Origin of the sequence: Variovorax sp. OV084, from assembly GCF_900111625.1 — a bacterium.
Taxonomy (GTDB): domain Bacteria; phylum Pseudomonadota; class Gammaproteobacteria; order Burkholderiales; family Burkholderiaceae_C; genus Variovorax.
Window position 1 is genome coordinate 293,813 of the sequence record NZ_FOII01000002.1, and the last position, 23,684, is coordinate 317,496.

The 23,684-nt window shown below is 68.0% G+C and carries 23 protein-coding genes and 1 pseudogene; 12 read left to right on the forward strand and 12 right to left on the reverse strand.

Annotation, left to right across the window (positions count from 1 at the left end; translation table 11 throughout):
- The first annotated feature begins 95 nt into the window (after positions 1-95).
- Both BMW87_RS07680 and BMW87_RS07685 read left to right on the forward strand, forming a co-directional pair.
- Complete coding sequence (locus tag BMW87_RS07680) at positions 96-629, forward strand: hypothetical protein (protein ID WP_093075614.1); 534 nt, start codon at positions 96-98, stop codon at positions 627-629.
- Positions 630-826: 197 nt separating this feature from the next.
- The gene (locus tag BMW87_RS07685; RefSeq protein ID WP_093075616.1) at positions 827-2,077 is read left to right on the forward strand and encodes an MFS transporter; all 1,251 of its coding nucleotides are present in this window, start codon (positions 827-829) and stop codon (positions 2,075-2,077) included.
- 21 nt (positions 2,078-2,098) lie between these two features.
- Here the strand turns inward: BMW87_RS07685 and BMW87_RS07690 are convergent, their stop codons facing one another.
- Positions 2,099-3,025, reverse strand: a complete 927-nt coding sequence (locus tag BMW87_RS07690) for a LysR family transcriptional regulator (RefSeq protein WP_093075617.1) — start codon at positions 3,023-3,025, stop codon at positions 2,099-2,101.
- A 48-nt stretch (positions 3,026-3,073) separates the two neighbouring features.
- On the opposite strand from BMW87_RS07690, the gene BMW87_RS07695 reads away from it, so the two are divergent.
- Both BMW87_RS07695 and BMW87_RS07700 read left to right on the forward strand, forming a co-directional pair.
- Positions 3,074-3,598 (forward strand): GNAT family N-acetyltransferase, encoded by a 525-nt coding sequence (locus tag BMW87_RS07695; protein WP_093075619.1) that lies wholly within the window; start codon positions 3,074-3,076, stop codon positions 3,596-3,598.
- A complete protein-coding gene (locus BMW87_RS07700; RefSeq protein WP_093075620.1) occupies positions 3,585-4,841 on the forward strand; it encodes an MFS transporter in 1,257 nt (418 codons plus the stop codon). The genes BMW87_RS07695 and BMW87_RS07700 overlap by 14 nt, the downstream gene beginning before the upstream one ends.
- On the opposite strand, the gene BMW87_RS07705 is transcribed toward BMW87_RS07700, so the two are convergent.
- On the reverse strand, positions 4,835-5,230 hold the full coding sequence (locus tag BMW87_RS07705; protein ID WP_093049343.1) for a tautomerase family protein: 396 nt from the start codon (positions 5,228-5,230) through the stop codon (positions 4,835-4,837). The genes BMW87_RS07700 and BMW87_RS07705 overlap by 7 nt on opposite strands.
- Before the next feature lie 99 nt (positions 5,231-5,329).
- Here BMW87_RS07705 and BMW87_RS07710 point away from each other — a divergent pair, with 99 nt between their 5' ends.
- Positions 5,330-5,821: a winged helix-turn-helix transcriptional regulator gene (locus BMW87_RS07710; RefSeq protein ID WP_093049340.1), complete on the forward strand. Its 492-nt coding sequence runs from the start codon at positions 5,330-5,332 to the stop codon at positions 5,819-5,821.
- A 237-nt stretch (positions 5,822-6,058) separates the two neighbouring features.
- On the opposite strand, the gene BMW87_RS07715 is transcribed toward BMW87_RS07710, so the two are convergent.
- The 3 genes from BMW87_RS07715 to BMW87_RS07725 are packed head-to-tail and all read right to left on the reverse strand — an operon-like array spanning position 6,059 to position 9,155.
- The gene (locus BMW87_RS07715) at positions 6,059-7,342 is read right to left on the reverse strand and encodes an AI-2E family transporter (protein ID WP_093075622.1); all 1,284 of its coding nucleotides are present in this window, start codon (positions 7,340-7,342) and stop codon (positions 6,059-6,061) included.
- A complete protein-coding gene (locus BMW87_RS07720; RefSeq protein ID WP_093049334.1) occupies positions 7,339-8,085 on the reverse strand; it encodes a LytR/AlgR family response regulator transcription factor in 747 nt (248 codons plus the stop codon). Before BMW87_RS07720 ends, BMW87_RS07715 begins: the two co-directional genes overlap by 4 nt.
- Positions 8,082-9,155: a sensor histidine kinase gene (locus tag BMW87_RS07725; RefSeq protein ID WP_143062572.1), complete on the reverse strand. Its 1,074-nt coding sequence runs from the start codon at positions 9,153-9,155 to the stop codon at positions 8,082-8,084. Before BMW87_RS07725 ends, BMW87_RS07720 begins: the two co-directional genes overlap by 4 nt.
- A 56-nt stretch (positions 9,156-9,211) precedes the next feature.
- Between BMW87_RS07725 and argH the strand changes: the two genes are divergently transcribed.
- Both argH and BMW87_RS07735 read left to right on the forward strand, forming a co-directional pair.
- Positions 9,212-10,609, forward strand: coding sequence for an argininosuccinate lyase (gene argH, locus BMW87_RS07730; protein ID WP_093049331.1), 1,398 nt, complete (start codon positions 9,212-9,214; stop codon positions 10,607-10,609).
- 19 nt (positions 10,610-10,628) lie between these two features.
- Positions 10,629-12,107, forward strand: coding sequence for a rhomboid family intramembrane serine protease (locus BMW87_RS07735; RefSeq protein ID WP_093075624.1), 1,479 nt, complete (start codon positions 10,629-10,631; stop codon positions 12,105-12,107).
- Positions 12,108-12,125: 18 nt separating this feature from the next.
- Here BMW87_RS07735 and BMW87_RS07740 read toward each other — a convergent pair whose 3' ends face one another.
- From BMW87_RS07740 to BMW87_RS07760, 5 genes are read right to left on the reverse strand one after another with little or no spacing between them, the layout of a single operon-like run.
- Positions 12,126-12,803 carry a GntR family transcriptional regulator gene (locus BMW87_RS07740; RefSeq protein ID WP_093075625.1) on the reverse strand — a complete coding sequence of 226 codons (678 nt, stop codon included), beginning with the start codon at positions 12,801-12,803 and terminating at the stop codon, positions 12,126-12,128.
- Between the two features lie 57 nt (positions 12,804-12,860).
- Positions 12,861-13,832, reverse strand: coding sequence for a Bug family tripartite tricarboxylate transporter substrate binding protein (locus tag BMW87_RS07745; RefSeq protein WP_093075627.1), 972 nt, complete (start codon positions 13,830-13,832; stop codon positions 12,861-12,863).
- Between the two features lie 51 nt (positions 13,833-13,883).
- Positions 13,884-14,870 (reverse strand): zinc-binding dehydrogenase, encoded by a 987-nt coding sequence (locus BMW87_RS07750; RefSeq protein ID WP_093075628.1) that lies wholly within the window; start codon positions 14,868-14,870, stop codon positions 13,884-13,886.
- 23 nt (positions 14,871-14,893) lie between these two features.
- The gene (locus BMW87_RS07755; protein WP_093075630.1) at positions 14,894-15,703 is read right to left on the reverse strand and encodes an enoyl-CoA hydratase; all 810 of its coding nucleotides are present in this window, start codon (positions 15,701-15,703) and stop codon (positions 14,894-14,896) included.
- A 10-nt stretch (positions 15,704-15,713) separates the two neighbouring features.
- Positions 15,714-16,904, reverse strand: a complete 1,191-nt coding sequence (locus BMW87_RS07760; protein WP_093075631.1) for a CaiB/BaiF CoA transferase family protein — start codon at positions 16,902-16,904, stop codon at positions 15,714-15,716.
- 137 nt (positions 16,905-17,041) lie between these two features.
- On the opposite strand from BMW87_RS07760, the gene BMW87_RS07765 reads away from it, so the two are divergent.
- From BMW87_RS07765 to BMW87_RS07780, 4 genes and pseudogenes are all read left to right on the forward strand, one after another.
- Positions 17,042-17,734: a GntR family transcriptional regulator gene (locus tag BMW87_RS07765; RefSeq protein ID WP_093075633.1), complete on the forward strand. Its 693-nt coding sequence runs from the start codon at positions 17,042-17,044 to the stop codon at positions 17,732-17,734.
- 47 nt (positions 17,735-17,781) lie between these two features.
- Entirely contained in the window at positions 17,782-18,756 is a 975-nt protein-coding gene (locus tag BMW87_RS07770; RefSeq protein WP_093049305.1) for a Bug family tripartite tricarboxylate transporter substrate binding protein, read from the forward strand.
- 58 nt (positions 18,757-18,814) lie between these two features.
- Positions 18,815-20,185 (forward strand): MmgE/PrpD family protein, encoded by a 1,371-nt coding sequence (locus BMW87_RS07775; RefSeq protein WP_093075635.1) that lies wholly within the window; start codon positions 18,815-18,817, stop codon positions 20,183-20,185.
- Positions 20,186-20,205: 20 nt separating this feature from the next.
- Positions 20,206-21,015 (forward strand): annotated as a pseudogene (locus BMW87_RS07780) (ABC transporter substrate-binding protein); the annotation flags it as partial.
- A gap of 19 nt (positions 21,016-21,034) precedes the next feature.
- Here BMW87_RS07780 and BMW87_RS07785 read toward each other — a convergent pair.
- Together BMW87_RS07785 and BMW87_RS07790 are read right to left on the reverse strand one after the other, a co-directional pair.
- Positions 21,035-22,345, reverse strand: coding sequence for a hypothetical protein (locus tag BMW87_RS07785; protein WP_093075636.1), 1,311 nt, complete (start codon positions 22,343-22,345; stop codon positions 21,035-21,037).
- Between the two features lie 30 nt (positions 22,346-22,375).
- Positions 22,376-22,915 carry a hypothetical protein gene (locus tag BMW87_RS07790; protein ID WP_093049294.1) on the reverse strand — a complete coding sequence of 180 codons (540 nt, stop codon included), beginning with the start codon at positions 22,913-22,915 and terminating at the stop codon, positions 22,376-22,378.
- A gap of 166 nt (positions 22,916-23,081) precedes the next feature.
- Here BMW87_RS07790 and BMW87_RS07795 point away from each other — a divergent pair, with 166 nt between their 5' ends.
- Positions 23,082-23,657: an RNA polymerase sigma factor gene (locus tag BMW87_RS07795; protein WP_371127341.1), complete on the forward strand. Its 576-nt coding sequence runs from the start codon at positions 23,082-23,084 to the stop codon at positions 23,655-23,657.
- Positions 23,658-23,684 lie beyond the last annotated feature (27 nt).

The following is a 23,684-nucleotide window of genomic DNA, read 5'->3' on the forward strand; positions in this document are numbered from 1 at the left end:
TGGCCCTAGACTCGCAACCAGACCTCGCATCAGAAGTCGTGACTCGATCACGCATCCGACATTCCATCGCTTCCCGAAGCGGCGCCACCCAGAACATGAGCACCACCAAGATCCAGTTCCGCCGCAAGGTCATCGTCATCGTCCTGCTGTGCGTGGCCGTCGGTGGCGCCGTCGTCCGTCACTACGCGACACCCGGCACCACCACGCGCGACATCGCCACGCTGCTGATGGTGCTGTGGGTGCCGATCATCGGCAACGTGATTGCATGGCTCATCAGCAAGCGCCCGCGCCGTGCGCCGAGTGCGCCGGCCGTCATGCCGCCGAGCTTCGACACGGCAGGCGCCTTCACGCCGCATGCGCGCGTCGAGCTCACCTTCCGCAAGCCCGCGCTGCCCTCGCAGGACGTGCCGATTGCGCCGGGCGAATACCGCTGCGCACTGGTGATCGACAAGGAAGGCTTCTCGGCGCGCTGGGTCGTGCCACCGGGCGATGCGCTGGAGCGCGGCAAGCCTGCGGCGCTGGAGGTCGAATTCCTCTCGCCGGCCGTGGCGCAACCGAAGTTTGCGCAGGGTGCGGCCTTTCGTGTACTGATCGGCGACTCGTTCATCGCCGACGGCCGGGTGCTGTAGCTGCGGACCGCGCCAGCAAAGCCAGCAAATACGGATACGCGGATGGCTACAGCCATCAAAAGGGTCGATTGTTCGCCCCAGGGAAACTGACTACTGCTCCCCGGCGTCTTTGTCGCGGAGGCGACGGCTCGCACACTCCAATGCCTCTTCACCAGCATTGGCCCAGGCGTCGCCGATGCTTCCAAGGACCGCTTCCCATGATGAATTCCCCAAGCAGCAACCCGTGCATCGACGACCTCGCTGCACCGGCGCCGGTCTCCGCACCAGTGCCTGCGTCCCGCTCCGCATGGCTCGCCGTCAGCTCCATCGCCGTCGGCACCTTCGCGATGGTCTCGACCGAGTTCATGCCCATCGGCCTGCTGACCGACATTGCGCGCGGGCTCAACGTGTCCGACGGCACGGCCGGCCTGATGGTCACCATGCCCGGCGTGCTGGCCGCATTCGCCGGCCCGGCGTTGATCGTGGCGTCGGGCAAGCTCGACCGCCGCACCGTGCTGATCGCGCTCACCACGCTGCTGATTGCCTCGAACCTGCTCGCCGCCTTCGCGCCCAACTTCGGCACGATGCTGGTGGCGCGCCTGCTGCTCGGCCTGTGCGTCGGCGGCTTCTGGACTTTTGCGCCCGCCGCCGCCACGCAGCTGGTGCCGCATGCCTCGCAGGCACGCGCCATGTCGCTGGTGCTGGCCGGTGTGTCGGCCGCCACGGTGCTCGGGGTGCCGGCAGGTTCGTTCCTCGGCACGCTGTTCGGCTGGCGTGCCTCGTTCGCAGTGACCGGTGCGCTGGCGGCCGTCGTGCTGCTGGTGCAGCTGTGGCTGCTGCCCGCGATTCCGCCGGTGCGCGCCATCGGCGCACGCGACCTGCTGACGCCGCTCACGCGCCGCATGGCGCAGGTCGGCCTGCTCGCGGTGCTGTTCTTCATCGCCGGCCACTTCGCGGCCTACACCTACCTGAAGCCGCTGCTGCAGCAGGTGTTCGGCCTGGCGCCCAACTCGGTCTCGACACTGCTGCTGGTCTACGGCGCGGTGGGCTTCGTCGGCACCTTCGTCGGCGGCAGCCTGGTGGCGCGCAGCGTGCGCGGCACCACCCTGCTGGCGGCGCTGATGCTCGCCACTGCCTTGCTGCTGACGACGGTGATCGGCTCCGGCTTCGTGCCAGGCGCGGTGGTGGTGGTGATCTGGGGCGTGGCCTTCGGCCTGATCCCCGTGGCGCTCACGGGCTGGATGATGGAAGCGGTGCCCGACGCACCCGAAGCCGGCCAGGCCCTGCTGGTGAGCGGCTTCCAGGTGGCGATTGCCTCCGGCGCGCTGATCGGCGGCGTGACGGTCGACAACTTCGGCATCTCCAGCGCGATGGTGCTCAGCGGCGTGCTGGTGCTGATCGCTGCGCTCATCGTCGGTACGCTGGGCCGGGCACGCGGTGGTGCGTCGTTGGCTGCGGTTCCGGAATAACGCGGCACCGAAGAAGATCGATCAGCGGCGGCCGGGCTTCTTTCCGGCCGCCACGATCGCATCGAGCACCACGCGCAAGGCCTTGTTGACGGGCTTGTCCCGCCGGATCACCACGGCCAGCGTGCGGTGCATGCGGGGATTCAGGCGGCTGGTCTTCAGCTCGGGGTGGGCGCCGCGGCCCACCATCGACATGCCGGGCACGATGGCATAGCCCAAGCCCGCGGCCACCATCTCCTTCATCGCCTCGACGCTGCCCAGCTCCATTACGGGCTGCGGCTGCAGGCCACCGGCGGCGAACCAGCGGTCGACCAGCTTGCGCGTGTTGGCAGCGGGCTCGAACAGCACCAGCGGCAGCGCGCCCAGATCGGCCGGCGCCACCCTCGCCTTCAGCGGTGCGAGGTCTGCCCGGCCGATTGCGACGAACTCGTCGTCGAGCACCGGCATCACCGTCAACGAACGCCCAGCCGCCGGCAACGTGACCAGCACGAGGTCGAGGCTGTTCTCTTCCACCTTGCGCGCCTGGTCTTCGGTGTTGCCGGTGCTGACCACCACGCCCAGCTCCGGAAACTGCTCGCGCAGTCCGCGCAGCACGGCCGGCAGGAAATGCAGGCAGGCCGTCGCGCCAGTGCCCAGCCGCACGCGGCCCGCGATGCCGCTGGCATGGTCGGCCAATGCATCGACGGCGTTCTCGACCGCGGTCTCGATGTGTTGCGCGTGGCGCAGCAGCTCCATGCCCGCTGGCGTGGCCTTCGCGCGCTTGCCGACCCGCTCGACGAGGCGCACCGCCAAGTGGCGCTCCAGCTGGCGAATCTGCAGGCTCACGGCCGGCTGCGAGATGCCTAGCCGGTCGGCCGCTGCCGAGAAGCTGCCGGTTTCGATCACCAGCCCGAAGGACCTGAGCTGGTCTAGATTCAGTGATTTATCCAAAGTATTTCTTATGCCTTGCATAGCTCAGCGAAGCTTCACTTATCAAGTGTGGATCGTCAAGATCGGGCCATGTCATCTCCATGCCTCACTTCCGCCACCGTTGAAATCCTCGACGCCGAGCCGCATCACATGGCCGCCGTGCAGGCCATCTACAGCCACTACGTGCTGAACGACCTGTGCTCCTTCGAGGAAGAAGTACCCACCGTCGACCAGATGCAGGCGCGCCGCGCCGATGTGCTCCAGCGCGGCCTTCCCTACCTCGTCGCGCTGAAGGACGGCGAGGTGGTCGGCTATGCCTACGCCACCGCCTACCGCGCCCGCTCCGCATATCGGCACACGGTGGAAGACTCGATCTACGTCGCGCAAGGCATGCACGGCCATGGCATCGGCAAGGCGCTGCTGCGCGAAGTGATCCGGCGCTGCACCGACGGCGGCTTCACGCAGATGGTGGCGTGCGTGGGCAACAGCGCCAACGCAGGCTCGCTGCGGCTGCACGAGAGCCTGGGCTTCGAGCAGGTCGGCGTGCTGCGCGACATCGGCTTCAAGTTCGGGCAGTGGGTCGACACCGTGCTCCTGCAACGTGCATTGCGCTGAGCCCGCCCCGCAGCGCGGCTGGCTGGCATTGCTGTGCACGAGCCGGCTGCTGCAGGCGATGATCGTCACCGCCTATTCCGGCGTGCTGCCGTTCATGATGGCCGACTGGCACATGACGGCCGCGCAGGCCGGCTCGATCCAGAGCGCCTGGCACGTGGGCTACATGAGCTCGCTGTTCGCCGTGGGCCTGCTGGCCGACCGCTACGGGCCGCACCGCATCTTCTTCGCCGGCAGCGCCATCAGCGCGATGGCGGCACTGGCCTTCGCCATCTTCGCGCGCGACCATCTCTCGGCGATGCTGCTCTACGGCCTGGCCGGGCTGTGCGCGGGGGCCTCGTACACGCCGGGCCTGCAGCTGCTGGCGCGCAACACCGAGCCCGCCGTACGTGGGCGTGCGATGGGCCTTTTCATCGGTTCGTCGTCGATGGGCTATGCGCTCTCGCTTGCGGTGGTGGCGGCATTCAGCCATCTGCAGCACTGGCGGCTGGGCCTGCTGGTCGCGGCGGGCTGCACCGTGGCGGGCGCATTGCTGACGCTGCAGGCGCTGCGCCGCATGCGGCCGCCTTCGGCGCCCGTGCCTGGCGCGGTCCGCGAAGGCACCTGGCACGCGCTGGCCGCCACGGTACGCGACAAGCCCGCGATGGCTGGCAACTGGGCCTATGCCTTCCATTGCTGGGAGCTCATGGCGCTGTGGGCGTGGCTGCCGGCCTATCTGGTGGCGTCGTCGGGCACGGCGACATCGTGGCAAGGCGCGGGCATCGCGCTTGCCGCGCTGGCGCACCTCGTCAGCGTGTTCGGCAGCATCGCGGGCGGCGCAGCCTCCGACCGGCTTGGCCGCGCGCGGGTGATGATGATCGCCACCGTCGCAAGCCTGTGCATGTCCTTCGCCTTCGGCTGGATGTGGAGCTGGCCGCTGTGGCTTCTGGCTGCGGCCGCCGCCATTTACAACCTGCTCGCCATCGCGGATTCGTCGGTCTACTCGACCGCGCTGGCCGACGTGGTGGCGCCGCACCGGCTGGGCGTGGCGTATTCGGTGCGTTCGGTGATGGGCTTCGGCGCGGGTGCGCTCAGCCCGTGGGTGTTCGGCCTCGCGCTGGACTGGGGGCAGACGCGCTTCGGCCTGGGCAGCACGCACGGCTGGGTGGCGGCGTGGAGTTCGGTCGGGCTGGGCGCACTGCTGGGGCCGCTGATGATCGCGCGCTTCTCACGGCTGCACCGTGCACACGCGGCTGCTGCTCACTGAGCTTCTTCGCCCTCGGACCACTCGGGGCTGTAGCCGCCGAGCGTCGGGTGGTACATCTCGTCGCCCGAATGCTGGGTGAACTCGACGTTGAGCCGGTCTTCGCGCAGGCCCAGGATCTCGATGCAGTCGCGGCACAGCGCCTTGGCCACTTCGAGCCGCAGTTCGGCCGAACGGCCGCGCCGGATGTCGCACATGAGCACCGACACCTCGGCGGGCTCGCCGTCCACCATGCGCCACACGCCGCCCTCGCCCACTTCGCGGATTGCGATGCTGATGCGGCGGATGTCGACGCTCATCATCTGCGCGTAGGTTTCGCTGAGTTTCTTGGCGAGGCGTTTCTTGTCGGCCACGGGGTGGCGGCCGTTCACATCGAGTTGGAGATAGGGCATGTGGGGATTCCTTCAGGCTGATGCTAGTCATTGCAGTTTTACTCTGCAACCGAACGGCCATTGCGATCTAAACTCGCGCCCAACGCAGGAAGAAAAGCCATGGCCCGAAGAAGAAGCCTCAAAACCGACGCATGCCCGATGGCACGCGCGCTCGAGATCGTTGGCGACCAGTGGTCGCTGCTCGTCATCCGCGATGCGTTCGACGGCATGAAGCGCTTCGGCGAATTCCAGCAGAGCCTGGGTGTCGCGAAGAACATCCTGTCGGACCGGCTGAAAAATCTCGTGCAGGAAGGCGTGCTCGACCTCGTGCCCGCCTCCGACGGCTCGCTCTACCAAGAGTACGTGCTGACGGCCAAGGGCAAGGGCCTATTCCCCGTGGTGGTGGGCCTGCGGCACTGGGGCGAAGCGCACCTGTACGCCAAGGGCGAGCGGCATTCGGTGCTGCTCGAGCGCGACAGCGGCAAGCCGGTGCCGAAGATCGACCTGCGCACGCGCGATGGAAAGCCGCTGGACCCGGATCTCACCTTCGTGAAGAAACTGCCGGCAAGAACGGCAACGGCAACAACAGCGACTAAAGCAGGCTCTCGCTGATGAACGGGAAAAGCAGCCACAGCTGCAGCCGCGTACCGAAGTCGACGCCGGGGTCGCTCTCGTAGACGGTCTCGGCGCCGTTCACGTTCCCCACCCACTGCAGCCGGTCGCCCGATTCTCGGCGCTGTCTTCGCTGGTGGGTGCAGTGTCGCTGTCGCGTGCGGTCAACGACGAGGCTCTTTCGCGGGAGATCCTCACGGCTGCGGCTGGCGAGTTGAAGGCCCTGCTGGGCTAGGCCTACTCCCCCAGCAGCTCCCCGATCGGCTGCAGGTCTTCCACCCGGTCGCAGATCGACTTGATCACCATCGTGATCGGAATGCCCAGCAGCAGGCCCCAGATGCCCCAGAGCCAGCCCCAGAAAATCACGCCCACGAACACTGCCACCGGGTTCATGCGGCTGGTGCGGCTGGTGAGCCAGGGCATCAGCAGGTTGCCGATGATCGTGTGGATCGCCAGCGACACGCCGCCCACCACGATGCCCATCTGCAGGCTGTTGAACTGGAGGAAGGCCACCAGCCCCGCGGCCGCCAGCACGATCACCGAGCCGATGTAGGGAATGAGGTTGGTCACTGCCGCGATGATTCCCCACACCGCCGCGTTCTCCACGCCGAGGGCCCAGAACGCCAGCCCGGTCGCCACGCCCACCACCCCGCTCACCAGTATCTGCACCAGCAGGTAGCGCTCGATGTTGCGGGTGATGTCGTCCAGCACGTGCACCGTGACCTTCTTCTTCTGCAGGCTCGACCCGGTGATCTTGATGAGCTTGCGGCGGAAGGTGTCGCCCGAGCAAAGCGCGAAGTAAGTGAGGAAAGCCACCAGCGTGAGCTGCCCCATCGCGCTCAGCAGCCCGACGGTGCCGCTCAGCAGGTAGTCGCGCACGTTGAAGCCCGGCCGTTCGATGACCACGCGCGCCACGCCCTTGCGCGCTGCGACGCGGGCGGAGTTTTCTTCGGCTGCTTTTTCGAGCTGCGCGGCGGCCTGCTGCACGCTTTCGAGCGGCGTGGCGCTGGCGCCCTTGTCGCGGCGCATGGCCTGGCCGAGCTTCTGCGCGGCCACCGGCAACGAATCGAGCAATTGCGAGGCGCTGCCCGACAGCGAATAGCCGGTCCAACCCAGCCCGCCGAACAGCCCCACGAGGATCAGCGCCGCGCCAATCCAGCGCGGCAGCTTCCAGCGATGGAGCAGGTCCACCAGCGGCGAAAGCGCGTAGGTCAGCAGCAGGCTCAGCATCAGCGGAATGAACACGGCCTGGCCCCACTGCAGCGCGAACACGCTGGCCAGCACCGCGAGCACCACCAGCGAGGCGCTGCGTACGTCGACGGGCATGTGCAGCAGCAGGCGGTCGCGTGCGGGCGTGGGCGGCTCTGGCTCCGGTTCAGGCTCGGTGACCGGTTCGGGCTCTTGCGCCTCGGGCGCAGGTGCGGGCTCGACCGCTGCGGCCTGCGGTGGCTCGGCAGCCGGTTCCGGCTTTGGCTCAGGCGGCGGTGGCGCCTCGGCAGCCGCGGGCTTGTCGTCGCTCATCGCGCTTCCTTGAGCACTTCGCGCACCGCGGCAAGCTGGCGACGCGACACGGCCACGGGTTCTGGAATGGCGTCGAGGCGCAGGGCCCAGCCCTCGGCATCCTCGCCGTCGTCGTATTTCTCAAGCGCGCGAATCGCCGAGCGCGCCACCAGCGCATTGCGGTGCACGCGCAGGAAGCGGTTCGGATAGCGCTCCTCGAACTCGTTGAGCGAGCCGTCGAGGATGTGGCTGCGCGTGGCGGTGCGCACGGTGAGGTACTTGTATTCGGACTTGAGGTAGAGCACTTCAGACAGCGGCACGCGCTCGGCTCGGCCGCGGTCCTGGATCAGCACCGTCTCGGGCACGGCCTCGGCCTGCAGCGCGCGGCGCTCTTTGAGAAAGCGCTCGGCTTTCTGCAGCGCCTGCTGCAGGCGCTCGGCGCGCACGGGCTTGGTGAGGTAGTCGACCGCATCGAGGTCGAAGGCCGTCACCGCGTGGGTCGCGTGCGCGGTCACGAACACCACGGCCGGCGCATCGGAGCGGCTGCGCAGCGCGCGCGCCACCTCGATGCCGTCGACGCCAGGCATGTGTACGTCGAGCAGCACCAGGTCGAGTGCCATCGTCGTCAGGTGCTGCAGCGCCTCGGCACCCTGCGAAGCCTCGGCCACCACTTCGGCGGCGGGCGATGTGCAGTCGCGCAGCAGCGTGCGAAGGCGCGATCGCGCCAGGGCTTCGTCGTCAACTATGAGTGTCTTGAGGGTCATGATTCGGCGGGGATCGCTATGCGCACCCGGTAGCTTTTCTGGTCCATGCCGGCGCTGAACTGCATCTGCATGTCGTGCAGCAGCCGCAGCCGGTCGCGCACGTTGGCCAGCGCAATGCCGTGGCCGCGCGGCAGCGGCTCGTCGGCCCAGCGCAGCGGCGGCAGGCTGTTGACCACCTCGATCACCACCATGGAACCTCGCCGCTCGGTGCGGATGCGCAGCCTGGCGCCCTCGGGGCTGGGCTCCACGCCGTGCTTGATGGCGTTCTCGACCAGCGGCTGCAGCAGCAGGGGCGGCAGGCGCGCGTTGCTGGCGGCGGCGTCCAGGTCCCAGCGGATGCGCAGGCGGTCGCCGAAGCGCACCTGCTCGATGGCCAGGTAGCGCTCGGCCAGCGCGATCTCGTCGGCCAGCGTGCACGATTCGCCCGGGTCGGCCAGCGCCTGGCGGAACAGCTCGGCCAGGTCTTCGAGCATGGTCTCGGCCTTGGCCGGCTCTTCGCGCACCAGCGCGATGGCGCTGTTGAGCGTGTTGAACAGAAAGTGGGGGCGGATGCGCGACTGCAGTTCTTCGAGCCGCGCGGTGGTCGCCGCCGGCGTCTGGCCCCGGGCGCGCAGCACCATCGCGGCCATCACCAGCCCCGCGAACAGGGCTCCGGTCAACGCACTGGCCAGCCACGGCGCACTGGCAAGAACACCCGTCAGCCGCAGCAGGCCACAGCCATACAGCGCCGACACCGCGCCGAGCACGGCCCCGGCCGCGTACTGCCACTGCTTCGGCAGGCGCCGCAGCGGCTTCTTGAGCCCGCAGGCGCTCACCAGCCACATCAGGGTGGCTGGCAGGGCCCCGCCCGTGACCGTGGCCGTCTGCACGAGCCATTCGCCGGGCGTGGAGGCCACGAACAGGGTGGCGATGGCCACCACCGCCTCGACGAACACCACGGTGCGCAGCACCACCCCGATCTGGCAGGCGTCGAAGATCGATGGGTCGCCGCGCAGGGGCGTGCGCACCCTTTCCGACGATGACGGGGGCGTGGGGGTAGAGCTGGCCGATAAAATCGCCGGGTTGCGCATCGCAGACATCAGATCCATCGGGTGACCAACCCATTATTGCCTCCTGGACGGCTCCCATGACCCAAAACCAATTCGACAAGAAATCCGAAGCCTGGTCGGCCCTTTTCTCCGAACCGATGAGCGACCTGGTGAAGCGCTACACCTCCAGCGTCTTCTTCGACAAGCGCCTGTGGCAGGCCGACATCCAGGGCTCGCTGGCCCACGCCGGCATGCTGGCCGCACAGGGGATCATCGGCGTGCAGGACCACGCCGCCATTGAACGCGGGATGGCGCAGATTCGCGCCGAAATCGAATCCGGCGCCTTCGAGTGGAAGCTCGACCTCGAAGACGTGCACCTGAACATCGAGGCCCGCCTGACCCAGCTGGTCGGCGACGCCGGCAAGCGCCTGCACACCGGCCGCAGCCGCAACGACCAGGTCGCCACCGACGTGCGCCTGTGGCTGCGCGGCGAAATCGACCTCATCGGCGACCTGCTGGTCGAGCTGCAGAAGGCACTGGTGGACATCGCCGAGAAGAACGTCGACGTGATCCTGCCGGGCTTCACCCACCTGCAGGTGGCGCAGCCGGTGAGCTTCGGCCACCACATGCTGGCGTATGTCGAGATGTTCAGCCGCGATGCGGAACGCATGGGCGAGGTGCGCCGCCGCGTCAACCGCCTGCCGCTGGGCGCCGCCGCGCTGGCCGGCACCAGCTACCCGCTGGACCGCGAACTGGTCGCCAAGACGCTGGGCATGGACGGCGTGTGCCAGAACAGCCTGGACGCCGTGAGCGACCGCGACTTCGCGATCGAATTCACCGCTGCGGCCAGCCTGTGCATGGTGCACATCAGCCGCATGAGCGAAGAACTCATCCTGTGGATGAGCCAGAACTTCAGCTTCATCCAGATCGCCGACCGCTTCACCACGGGCTCGTCGATCATGCCGCAGAAGAAGAACCCCGACGTGCCCGAGCTGGCGCGCGGCAAGACCGGCCGCGTGGTCGGCCACCTGATGGCGCTCATCACGCTCATGAAGGGCCAGCCGCTGGCCTACAACAAGGACAACCAGGAAGACAAGGAGCCGCTGTTCGACACCGTCGACACGCTCAAGGACACCCTGCGCATCTTTGCCGAGATGATCGGCGGCATCACCGTGAAGCCCGAGGCCATGGAAATGGCTGCGCTGCGCGGCTACGCCACCGCCACCGACCTGGCCGACTACCTGGTGAAGAAGGGCCTGCCCTTCCGCGACGCGCACGAAACGGTGGCGCATGCCGTCAAGGCCGCCACCTCGCACAAGGTCGACCTGGCCGAGCTGCCGCTGGCCGTGCTGCAGCAGTTCAACCCGGGCATCGAGAAGGACGTGTACGACGTGCTGAGCCTGCGCGGCTCGCTGAACGCACGCAACATCCTGGGCGGCACCGCCCCGGCGCAGGTGAAGGCGCAAGTGGCGCGCCACCGCGCCCGCCTCGGCTGATCGCACCGGCGGCCGCACCGTGTTCTACGCCATCCCGCTCGAGAACAAACCGAGCTGGCGCAACCCACCGTGGATGACGGTGCTGCTGATCCTCCTGAACATGCTCGTGTTCTGGGGGCCGCAGCGCAGTGAAGAGAACACGCGCGAGCGTGCCGCCAACTACTACACGAAGAGCGTGCTGCCCGAACTGGAGCTGCCGCCCTTCGTCGAATGGCTGGAAAAAACCGACCCCAAGCGCGGCAAGCTGGCCCGGCGCATGCTGCCGCACGAAGAGGCCTATGCGCAGTTGCTGGAAGGCCTGCAGAACGACAAGAAGTTCCTGGCAAAGCTGCGGGCCGACGAGGTCATCAAGCCCACGAACCCGCAGTACGGCGAATGGAAGCGCGACCGCCAGCAGTACGAGGCGATGCTGCCGGCGCCCTTCACCGAGCGCTGGTCGCAGGACTACAACAAGGACGCCGAGTTCAAGCCCTGGACCTGGATCACCGCCGCCTTCCTGCACGGCAGCACCGGCCACCTGCTGGGCAACATGCTGTTCCTCTTCCTGTTCGGCTTCTCGGTCGAGCTGGCGCTGGGGCGCGGCACCTACCTGACGTTCTATCTGCTGGGCGCCGTCGGCTCCTCCCTGTTGGCCGGCTGGGCCTATGCCGGCAAGGAGGGCTACGGGCTCGGCGCCTCGGGCGCCATCTCGGCGCTGATGGGCATGTACGCGGTGATGTACCGGCTGCGGCGCATCCGCTTCTTCTACCAGCTGTTCTTCTATTTCAACTACGTCACCGCACCGGCCTTGCTGCTGCTGCCGGCCTGGATCGTCAACGAGCTGATGCAGCACTGGCTGGGCGGCCAGGGCATCGCCTACATGGCTCACCTGGGTGGCCTGCTGACCGGCGCTGCGCTGATGACCGGCGCCATGCTGCTGGGCCGCGTGAAAACGCCCGAAACCGTCAAGTCGGAAATGACGAACGACGACGACCACTTCGATGCGCACGTGGCCGCCGCACGCCGGCTGGCCGCCGCAATGAAGTTCGAGCCCGCCTGCGCCGAGTGGCGCGCCGCCGCCGCCCTGCGCCCCAACGACGCCGACACGCTGCGCGCCTGGTTCAACACCGCGCGGCTGCAGCCCGCGAGCGACGACTTCCACCAGGCCGCGCGCCGCATCTTCCGCCTGCCTGGCACCGACCCCGAGACGATCGCTCTGCAGCACACCAGCTACAAGACCTACCTCGACCAGGCCAAGCCGGGGCTGCGCCTGAAGCCCGACGACATGGCCCGGCTCGCGCGCCGCTTCGCCCGCATCCGCGAGTTCGGCGATGCCGACATGCTGTGCCGCATCCTGCTGAAGACCGCGCCCGATCATCCGCAGCTGGCCGACACACTCTCCGTGTGCGCGAACGGGTTATTGCATGCCGGCGAACGTGAAAAGGCATTGGGCCTGTTGCCGCACCTGCTGCGGCTGGCGCCGAACGACATGGTCACGCGCGCCCTGCAGCGCGCCTGACAAGCGCCTGAGCGGGCGTCAGCCGCCCGGCATCGGCTCTTCGAAATTCGACAGCAGCCGCGCCCGGCCAGCCAGCACATGGCGTTCGGCGGCAGAGCGCGCACGCGCGCGGTTCGACGCCACGATCGCCTCGAAGATCGCGCGGTGCTCGATGTTCGAGCGGCGCATGTTGCCCGGTGCGTTGAAGTACTTGCGCCGCACCAGGTGCAGTTCCTTCACGTAGTCGTCGTAGGCCTGGTGGGCGCGACGGTTGTTCGACAGCGTGAGGATCAGCGCGTGGAACTGCAGGTTCAGCTCGTAGTAGAGCGTGCCGTCTTCCGCGTCGCAGGCGGCGTCCATTGCCGACAGCAGCGACTCGAACTGCTTCTTGTGCTCTTCGGTGAGGTGCTCGCAGGCGCGGTCGGCCGCGTAGCCGAACACCAGTGCGCGCATCTCGTAGATCTCCAGCATCTCGCGCAGCGAAAGCTGCCGCACGTACACGCCGCGGTTGGTTACCGCATTGACGATGCCCAGCCCCGCCAGCACCTTGATGGCCTCGCGGATCGGTCCGCGGCTGGTGCCCATGCGCAGTGCCAGGGCCGCCTCGTTGAGCCGCTCCCCCGGCTTGAACTCCCCGGTGTAGATCAGCTGCTTGAGTTCATTGACGATGGCATCCGACAGTGCGGAACCACGGGTGCTGGAAGATGGCGGAGGCATGCGGCAATCCTAACTTCAGACCAACTGCGCTCCGCCCAGCCTCGCCTTGGCCGGCGGCTAGTCGACCTTGACGTTCGCGCTCTTCACCAGCTTCACCCAGAACTTGCCGTCCTCCGCCAGGAAGCTGCCGAACGCCTCGGGCGACGCGGAGACCGACACCTCGGTGCCGTCTCGCGCCAGCGAGGCCTTGACCGAAGGCTGCTGCATCGCGGTGACGGTCGCGTCGTAGATCTTCTTCACCACGGCCGGCGGCGTGCCGGCGGGCACGAACATGCCGTACCAGAACTCGAGGTGGTAGTCGGGCAGGCCCGCCTCCTTCATGCCCGGCAGCCCGGGCACCAGCGGCGAGCGCTCGCGCGTGCTGACGGCCAGCGCGAGCAGCTTGCCGCCGCTGGCCATGGGCAGCACCGAGGGCGAGGTGCCGAAGGTCAGCTGCGTGTCGCCCGCCATCACCGACTGGATCGCCAGGCTGCCGCCCCGGTAGGGAATGTGCGTCATCTCGGCACCGGTGATCTGGCCGAACAGCGCCGCGCCCAGGTGCGGCGCCGAGCCGTTGCCAGAAGTCGAGTAGTTGAGCTTGCCCGGGTCCTTCTTCGCCGCCGCGACAAGGTCGGCCACCGAGCGGATGCCGGTCGCGGGGTTGACGGCCAGCACCAGCGGCGAGGTGGTGATCTTGGTAACGGGCGCGAGGTCGCGCGCCGAGTGGGCCAGCCTGGGGTTGAGCGCCGGGTTCACCGAGATGCTGCTCGGGCTTGCGATCAGCAGCGTGTAGCCGTCGGGCGGTGCCTTGGCCACGATTTCCGCGGCAATGCTCGAGCCGTTGCCGGGCTTGTTGTCGATCACCACCGGCTGCCCGAGCGCCCTGGCGAAGGCATCGCCCATCGCGCGGGCCACATAGTCGGCCGCGCCGCCCGGGGCGAAGCCGATCACGAGGCGCACCGGCTTGCTCGGGTAGTCCGCCGGTTGCGCCCAGCCGGTACTCGCGAAGGCGCACAGCCCGAGGGTCATGACGAGGTTTCTGGTGTTCATGCGCTTGTCTCCTTCATTGTGTTTTTCGTCGCGCGCTTCGGGACGGATCGATCAGCCCGCGGGCGGCATTCGCAGCACGATCTTTCCGACATGGCCGCCGGCTTCCATCCGGTCCTTCGCTTCCTGCAGCCTGGCGAAGTCGAAGACGCGGTCGACGTGCGGCTTGATCCGCCCCGCGGCAATGTGCGGCAGCACGTCGGCCACGAAGGCGGGCAGCGCCGCTGCGCGCTGCGCCTTGCTGCGCAGCTTGTTGGACACGCCGAACACGGCCAGCCGCTTCGCATGCAGGGCCGCCAGGTCGAGCTCGGCCTTCACCACGCCGTCGACATAGCCGACGGTGGCGAGCCGGCCTTCGAAGGCCATGGCGCGGATGTTTTCCGCGAACACCGTGCCGCCGACGGTGTTGATGACGATGTCGGCGCCGTGGTCCTGCGTCACCTCCAGCACGGCGGCCGCGAAGTCGGGTGTGCGCGTGCAGATCGCGACATCGAGCCCCAGGCTTTGCAGCAGCGCCAGCTTGTCGGCCGAGCCCGAGGTGCCGATCACCTTGGCGCCGAGCGCCTTGGCAAGTTGAAGCGAAGCCACGCCCACGCCGGAAGACACGCCGTTGATCAGCACCCAGTCGCCCGCGCGCAGCCGGCCTTGCAGCACGAGCATGTCGTACGACACCAGGAAGGTCAGCGCGACGCTGGCGGCCTCTTCCCACGACAGGCTGGCCGGCATGGCCATCGCCTCGATGTCTTCCATCAGCGCGTATTCGGCAAAAGCCCCTGCGCAGCGGCCCATCACCCGGTCGCCCGCGCGAAAGCGCGTGACCTCCGCGCCGACGGCAACGACCTCGCCGGCCCCCTCCCCGCCGATCGCCTTCCAGCTCCCGGCCTGGCCGTGCAGGCCATGGCCCGACACGAACTCACCGCGGTTGAGCGACGCGGCCCGCATGCGCACCAGCAGCTGGTTCGCTCCCGGCTGCGGCACAGCCGTGTCGCGTATTTCGAGGGCCGCGGCCTCGTCGCTCATCTGCATCCAGTACGACTGCATGGTGTTTGTCTCCTTGCTTCTTCTCAGCGTCCGGTGAAGACCGGCTTGCGCTTCTGCATGAAGGCGGTGCGGCCTTCGGTGTAGTCGGCGCTTTCGAAGCAGCCGCGGATCAGCGAGTTGCACAGCGCCAGGTCGAGCTCCGGCGAGGGCTTGAGGATTTCGCGCGTGATCGCCTTGCCCGCCGCAATGGTGAGCGGCGCGTTCTCCGCCATCGCGCCGGTGTATTCGGCGAGCAGTTGTTCCAGCCCATCCGGCTCGCTCACGCGCGTTACCAGGCCCAGTGCCTTGGCTTCGGCTGCATCGATGCGGCGGGCCGTGAAGAACAGGTCTTTCGCCGCGCCGGGGCCGATCAGGTCGACCAGGTTCTTCATCGCGGAGTAGCGGTAGCCCAGGCCGAGGCGCGCCGCCGGAATGGAGAACACCGCGTCCTGCGCCGCGATGCGGATGTCGCAGCTGATCGCCACGTTCACGCCGCCGCCGATGCAGTAGCCGCGGATGCAGGCGAGCGTGGGCTTGGGAAAGTCGTGGATGCTCATCAGCGCGTCTTCGGCCATGGCCTCGTAGCGGGCCACGGCCTCGCGCGCCGCGCGCATGTCCTCGAACTGCGAGATGTCGGCGCCCGAGACGAAGGCCTTCTCGCCCGCGCCCGAAAAGACGACCAGGCGCACACGGTCGTCGTCCTGCGCCACGCGCAGCAGATGCGGCACAGCCTCCCACATGTCGACCGACAGCGCGTTGTGCCGCGCGGGGTTGTTGAAGCGGATGTGCAGCGTGCTGGCGTCGAGCCAGGTCTGCACGCGTTCGGTGCTGGGTGCGTAGGTGGGGTTGGTCATGCTCTTCTCTTCAATAGACTCCGGTCGCTTTCATTCGGGCAAGCTCGTCCGGGCCGAGGCCCAGTTCGCCGAGGACTTCTTCCGTGTGTTCACCGCGCCGCGGCGCTGCGCGGGCGATGGTGCTGGGCGTGCGTTCGAGCTGCATCGGCTGGCCGACCAACCGCTGCGGGCCGAGGCGCGCCGAGACCACGTCCTTGACCATGCCGAGGTGCCGGATCTGCGGCTCCTCGAACACTTCGCGCATGTCGCTGATGAGGCCGCAGGCCACGCCGCCGGCGTTGAACTGCTCGATCCAGTGGCTGCAGTCCTGCGCGGCCAGCCGGCGGTCGATCTCGGCGTTGAGCGTGTCTCGGTTGACGGAGCGCGAAGCCTTGTCGTGATAGCGCGGGTCTTCGGTCCATTCCGGCGCGCCGAGGATCTGGCAGAAGCGCTCCCAGATCTTGGAGCCGAACACGGCGATGTTGAGATAGCCGTCGCGTGCCTTGTAGACGCCGGTCGGGATGCTGGTCGGGTGGAAGTTGCCCGCCTGCGTGCCGACTTCGCCGTCGATCAGGTAGCGCGAGGTCTGGAAATCCATCATGTAGACCATCGCCTCCAGCAGCGAGGTGTGCAGCCACTGGCCGCGGCCCGATGCTTCGCGCTCCAGCAGGGCCACGAGGATGCCCTGCGCCGCGAAGATGCCGGCGCAAAGGTCGGCAATCGGGATGCCGACGCGCACCGGGCCGTCGCCCGGCAGGCCGGTCACCGACATCAGGCCGCCCATGCCCTGCGCGATCTGGTCGAAGCCCGGTCGCTTGGCAAGCGGACCGCTCTGGCCGAAGCCCGAGATGCTGGCGTAGACCAGGCCCGGGTTGTCGGCCGAGAGCGTTTCGTAGTCGATGCCCAGGCGGAACTTCACGTCGGGCCTGAAGTTCTCGACCACCACGTCGGCACTGGCGATCAGGCGCTTCAGGGTTGCGACGCCCTCTTCTTCCTTCAGGTTGAGCGTGATCGAGCGCTTGTTGCGGTGGGTGTACTGGTAGTCGGAGCCGTCCTGCCCGCCAAGCGTGTCGTCGCCGCGCATGTGCTCGGGCATCTGCACCTGGATCACGTCGGCGCCCCAGTCGGCGAGCTGCCTGCAGGCCGTGGGCCCGGCGCGCACCTGGGTCAGGTCGATGACGCGAAAGCGTTGCAGGGCGGAAGAGGCAGGCAGATGGGGCATGCGGGCTCGATGAAGAAGGACCTTGAACGGGCCAGATTGTTTTCATCGACAACCCAAAGTGTCAACACTTTTATATAAACAGTGGACATTAAAGGCGGCAATCGTATACGATATTCCGGCAAACAAAGGATCTCCGCATGCTGCCCTGGCTCGCCGAACAGGCCTCCGATCACCTCTCGACCGTGCGCGACACCCCGCTCGCAAAGCTGGTGCGAGACGACATGCTGGCGATGATCCTGCGGGGCGAATTGAAGACCGGCCAGCGCATCAACGAGCCCGACGTTGCCGCCCGGCTCGGCGTTTCGCGGGTGCCGGTGCGCGAGGCCCTGCGCGAACTAGAAAGCACCGGACTCGTGGTCGCGCGCAAGCACGCCGGCGTCTTCGTGCGCGAGCCGACCAGCGACGAAGTGCACGACCTCTACGAGATGCGCGGCCTGCTCGACGGCTTTGCCGGGCGCCGCGCGGCGCGGCTGGCCGAGCCGGAACGCATCGCGCTGGCCGATGTGCTCGACGCCTCCATCGCCGCCATGAACGCGGCCTTTGCCGCCCACGACGTGCAGCGCTACTACCGCGAGAACCTCGCCTTCCACTGGGCCATCGTCGAGGCGGCGGGCAACCACGCGCTGGCCCAGACCTACCGGACGATCGTGCAGAAGCTGCACCTGTCGCGCCTGAAGAACCTCTCGCAGGACATGGGCATGCGCGCGTCGATCGCCGAGCACACGCGCATTGCCCGCGCGCTGCGCAAGGGCGACATCGCCCGCTGCGAAGACCTCATGGCGCGCCACGTGAGCGACGCCTACGACCGCCTGCAGAGCCGTCGCCACTGAACGCGCGGCGCAGCCGCTCTTGCCCGAACAACTACCAGGAGACATTCATGCAACGCCGCGCCTTCACACTGGCCATTCCTACTTCCGCATTCCTCGGGATGCACGGTCTTGCGCGTGCGCAGGACTTTCCGAACAAGCCCATCCGCTACATCGTGCCGGTCGCGGCCGGCGGCGGCAGCGACATGGTGGGCCGCACCGTCACCGAGCGCTGGGGCAAGCTGCTCAACCAGACCTTCATCGTCGACAACCAGGGCGGCGGAGGCGGCGTGATCGCCTCGCAGAACACCGCCCGCGCTCCGGCCGACGGCTACACGCTGATGCAGGGCTACGTCGCCACGCACGGCACCAGCCCCGCGACGCGCCAGGTGCCCTACGACCCCGTCAAGGACTTCACGCCGATCGGCATGATCGGCGGCACGCCCAACGTGCTGGTGGTCAACGCCGACCTGCCCGCGAAGGACTTCAGGCAGTTCGTCGAGTACGCGAAGGCCAACGCGGGCAAGCTCAGCTATGGCTCGGCCGGTGCGGGCTCGCTGACGCACCTGACGATGGAGCTCTTCAAGCAGCAGACCGACCTGCAGATGACGCACGTGCCGTATCGCGGCGTGGCGCCAGCCTTCAACGACCTGATGGGCGGCCAGACGCAGGCCATGTTCCCCGGCCTGGCCGCGGCAATGCCGCACATCAAGTCGGGCCGCGTGCGTCCGCTGGCAGTGACCGGCAAGGCGCGCCACCCACAGATCAAGGACGTGCCCACGCTCGAGGAGCTGGGCTTGAAAGGCTTCGACGCGATGCAGTGGTACGGCGTGGTCGGCCCGGCCAACATACCGCCCGCCGTCGTGAAGCTGCTCAACGACACGCTCAACACCGTGCTCAAGGCGCCCGATCTCAGCGAGAAGCTGGCGATCGAGGCCGTCGAGCCCATGCCCATGAGCGCGCAGCAGTTCGGCGACTACATCCGCGCCGACGTCGCGCGATGGACCCAACTCGCGCGCGACCGCAAGATCGAGCTCACGACCTGAAGCCCGCCACAGTTTTCCTTTTTTCCTTCCCAGCTATCCACCAAAGGCTTTCACACACATGGCCCGCAATACCCAGGTCGCCGCAGACCACAACGCACCTCCCATCACCCGCATCCTTGCCGAGTACGTCGCGGGCCATGCCTCGCGCGGCTGGAGCGACGCGGTGGACCACGAGGCGCACCGCACCTTCCTCAACTGGCTGGGCTGCGCCGTGGGCGCCGCGCGGCACGAAGCCGTCGAGGCCGCGCTGGCTGCCGTGCAGATGCTGCAGCCCGCACCGCAGGCCACCGTGCTCGGCCGCACGGAGAAAGTCGACATCGCGAACGCGGCGCTGCTCAACGGCATCAGCTCGCACACCTTCGATTTCGACGACACGCACCTGAAGACCATCATCCACCCCGCCGGCCCGGTGGCCTCCGCCGTGCTGGCGCTGGCCGAGCACACCGGTGCGAGCGGCCGCGCGGTGCTCGATGCGCTGGTGCTGGGCATCGACGTTGCCTGCCGCCTGGGCAACACCGTCTACCCCGAGCACTACGACCGCGGCTGGCACATCACCGGCACCACGGGCATGTTCGGCGCCGCGGCGGGTTGCGCGCGCCTGCTCGGCCTGGATGCGGACCGCACGGCGATGGCGCTCGGCATCGCCGCATCGCAGCCGGTCGGCCTGCGCGAGCAGTTCGGCACCATGACCAAGCCATTCCATCCGGGCGGCGCGGCGCGCGCCGGCCTGATGGCCGCACTGATGGCCCGGCACGGCTACACCGCGAGCCCGAAGGCGATCGAGGCGCCGCGCGGCTGGGCGCAGGTGGTGTCGACCAGGTACGCATGGAACGAAGTCACCGACGAGCTCGGCGAGCGTTTCGAGATTTCATTCAACAGCTACAAGCCCTTTGCCTGCGGCATCGTGATCCACCCGAGCATCGACGCCTGCGTGCAACTGCGCGAGCGCGGCATTGCACCGGAGCAGATCGAACGCATCGAGCTCAAGGTGCACTCGCTGGTGCTCGAACTCACGGGCAAGAAGGAGCCGGCCGACGGGCTGCAAGGCAAGTTCAGCGTGTACCACGGGTGCGCGGCCGGCCTGCTGTTCGGCCGCGCGGCCGAGGAAGAGTTCGCCGACGACATCGTGACGCGGCCCGACGTGGTCGCCCTGCGTCGCAAGGTGGTGGCCACGGTGGACGACAGCATCGACGAAGCCAGCGCCGACGTGACCGCGGTGCTGACCGATGGCCGCCGCGAGCACGTGTTCATCGAACACGCGATTGGCTCGCTGCAACGCCCCATGAGCGACGCGGACCTGGAGCGCAAGTTCCATGGACTGTCTGACGGCATCCTGGGCGCGGAGCGCACGAGCGAGCTTCTTGCGGCCTGCTGGTCGCTGGGCACTGCCGCCGATGTGCGCAGCCTTGTGGCGCTGGCCCGGCCCTGATACGGAGAACGGAGGCACGCATGAAACCGTCCGACCTTTCCCACGCCATCGCCCGCCGCGCCTTCTGCGCCGCGGGCGGACTCCTGCTGGCGGGCTGCGCCGGCACCAGGGCCAGCTCGCAGGCAGCCGCGGCGGCGGAGCTCGGCGGCACCGGCAAGCTGCGCGCCGCCATCAACTTCGGCAACCCGATCCTCGCCAGCCGCGGCGCGGGTGGCGTGCCGAGCGGCGTCTCGGTGGACCTTGCGCGCGAGGCGGCGCGCCGCCTCGGCCTGGCCGTCGAGCTGGTGCAGTTCAACTCCGCCGGCAACGTGGTCGAAGCCGTCAAGGCGCGGCAGGTCGACATGGCCTTTGTCGCCATCGACCCGGTGCGCGCGGCGGACATGGAATACACCGCGCCCTACGTGATCATCGAAGGCGCCTACCTGGTTCGCAACGGCTCGCCGCTGCAGCGCAACGCCGATGTCGACCGTGCGGGAACCCGCGTCGTGGTGGGCCGCGGCAGCGCCTACGACCTGTTCCTCACGCGCGAGCTGAAGGCCGCCACACTGGTGCGCGCGCCGACCTCGCCCGAGGTCACGAACCAGTTCCTGGCCCAGAACCTGGACGTGGCCGCCGGCGTGAAGCAGCAGTTGGAAGCGGATGCCGCGCGAGTGGGCGGCGTGCGCCTGCTGCCGGGCCGCTTCATGGTGATCGAGCAGGCCATGGGCGTGCCGAAGGGCCGGCTCGCTGCGCAGGCGTGGCTCAGCGATTTCATCGAGGAGATGAAGGCATCAGGCTTCGTTGGCGAGGCGCTGAAACGGCACGGCATCGAGGGCGCCGCCGTGGCGCCGCGCCTCGTAATACCGCGCGCTAGGCCGCCGGGGTCGGCCGCAGCAACCAGCGCACTTCCTGCGTCTGCTCGCTGTCGGGGTAGCGCGACTCCATCGTCGTCAGGATGGGCTGCGCCATGTCGGCCCGGCCCAGCCCCTGCACCAGCGCGCGGGCGGCCAGCTCGTAGGCCTGCGGAATCGCCTCGTTGCCGCGAAAGCGCTTGTCGAAGCCCGACAGCAGTGCCAGCGTGGCGTGCGCATCGCCGTTGCGCCATTCGGCGCGCGCCATCGCGATCACCATGGCGGCATCGTCGAGCGCGAAGGCCTTGTCCTTTTCCTTGCAGACCTTGAAGACCTTGAGCGCCTCCGAGGCCAGGTCGCGCCGCATCAGCAGCGGGATGAAGCGCCGCGCCTGATCGAGCATCGTGTCCTTCTTGTCGGGCATCAGCGCCAGCACGCGGTGGTAGCGGCGCTGCGCCGCGAGGTCGTCGGACGCGGCCGTGCGCTGGGCCTCGTAGGCCGAGCCCAATGCGGCGGCGAGGTCGCCCTCGGTGATCAGCTGCGCCACTTCTGCGTCCATGCGCTGCGCGGCGATCTGCTCGGGCGTGCGGCGGTCGACCGTGGCGCCGTCGCCCAGCTCGCTGCCCGGCACGGCGTCGAAGCCGAAGGCGTCGTGGTGCTGGAACATCACGTAGCCCAGCAGGCTCGCCATGACCCAGCCGAAGTAGATGAAGGCGAAGTTGATCACCGGCAGCGCGATGCGCCCGTCGAACATCGGCAGCAGCATCGACAGCGCCACCTGCGCGCCCGTGCTCAGCAGGAACAGGAAGAAGCACAGCAGCGCATACGGCCAGCCGATGATGCGCATCGCGTCCATCACGTTGCCAGGGTTCATCGCCTGGAAGAAGCTGGCCGACTGCACCAGCACGATCACCGCCGCCGGGAACGTGAACGACATGACGAACAGCCCCACCGTGCCGAGGATCGGCGCGTACCAGGCAAGCCAGCCGATGAGAAAGGCCTGCACCATCGTGATCGCGAACAGCTTCCACGGCAGGTAGGTCCAGTCGTCGCTGGACTCGCGGCCGAAGTCGGCTGAATCGCGGATGCCGCGCGCGCCCAGCGCAATGATCTTGAAGCCGTAGCGGCTGGCCGCCAGCATGATGCCGACCTCGATGACGAAGAGCGCCAGCGCGTCGGGCAAAAAGAAGATGGCGTCGAAGAACAGGCTGCAGAACGACAGCAGCAGCCCATAGGCCAGCGGCCGCATCTGGAACGGAAAGGCGAAGAAGCTGTTCAGGCGGTGCCAGAACGGCGGTGGCGGCGGCGCCGCATCCTTGACGACGATCATGGCAACGACCCCCTGTTTTTATGGATTCGCTTACTTGCGGAAGAAATCGCTCTGGCTCATGGCGCCCCGGCCGCCCAGGCGCACCACGGTGGCCTCTTCGGCATGCACCAGGCGCATCTGGCCCAGCTCGCTCTCCAGACGCTGCGTGAAGCTGGTCTTGAGCTGAATGACCGACTCGCCCATCTGCAGCACGCTGGTGCCCTTGACGATGGCGCTCTTGCGGTTGGGCGCCACTTCGACGGAATCGATGTGGTAGTCGTAGTCGAGGGTGAGGATGCCGCCCATCTGGTCGCCGACGCGGCGCAGGATCTCGAAGGTCTTGTGCTGCGCCTCGCAGGCCTCGTCGCGGTTGTGCGAGGTCTCTTCCGTGCGGCCCATCATGGTCGTCTTGCTGTCGATGACGGCCTTGCGGCTGAGCTGCTTGCACAGCTTGTCGGCGTCGCGGGCGGCAATGGCGCGCGCTTCCTTCTGGTAGTAGTCGCGCACCATCGGCTCGTCGAGCTTGCGACCGCCGATAAAGAAATACCACGCGCCCACGCAGAGCACGATCGCAATCGCAATTTGCTTCATTTCCCCGCTCGCGCGTGTGCGCGTCCCTCTAAATTTTGCGGGCAGTATACGTTGCCGAATGTTTCCTAAAGACTGCATTCGACCTGAAATCGGGCCTGCAGCATGAATCCGGCCACCCGGGCGCCCCGTATATCTGGCATGTGCATCGATGCCCCACAATCCGCGGATGCCAGCTCCCAGCCCCGACGCCGAACTGATGGCGCTGATCGACCGCATCGGCCATCGCGACGAAGCCGCCCTGCGCCAGCTCTACGACCGCACCTCGCCCAGGCTGATGGGCCTGGCGATGCGCGTCGTGCGGCAGCGCGAATGGGCCGAGGACGTGCTCCAGGAGGCCTTCCTGACTGTCTGGCGAGTCGCTGGCGACTATCGCGCCTCGCTCAGCCCGCCGCTGGCGTGGCTCGGGCTGATCGTGCGCAGCCGGGCGCTCGACCTGCTGCGCCGCCGCACCGCCGACCGCGCCCAGCTGACCCAGGAATTCGACGAGCTCATGGCCGACCAGCTCGAATCGGACGCGCCCAACCCGGCCGACACCGCCGATGCGAGCGAGCAGGCCTGGGCGCTGCACCAGTGCCTGAGCCAGCTAGAGGGCCGCCAGCGCGAGGTGGTCAGCCTGGCCTACCTGCGCGACATGAGCCACGGCGAGCTGGCCGAGCAACTGAAGCTGCCGCTCGGCACGGTCAAGACGTGGATCCGGCGCGGGCTGGAAAAGCTGCGCGTCTGCATGGGGCGCTTTGCGTGAGAGCGACGATGAACAAGGCAGCCTCCC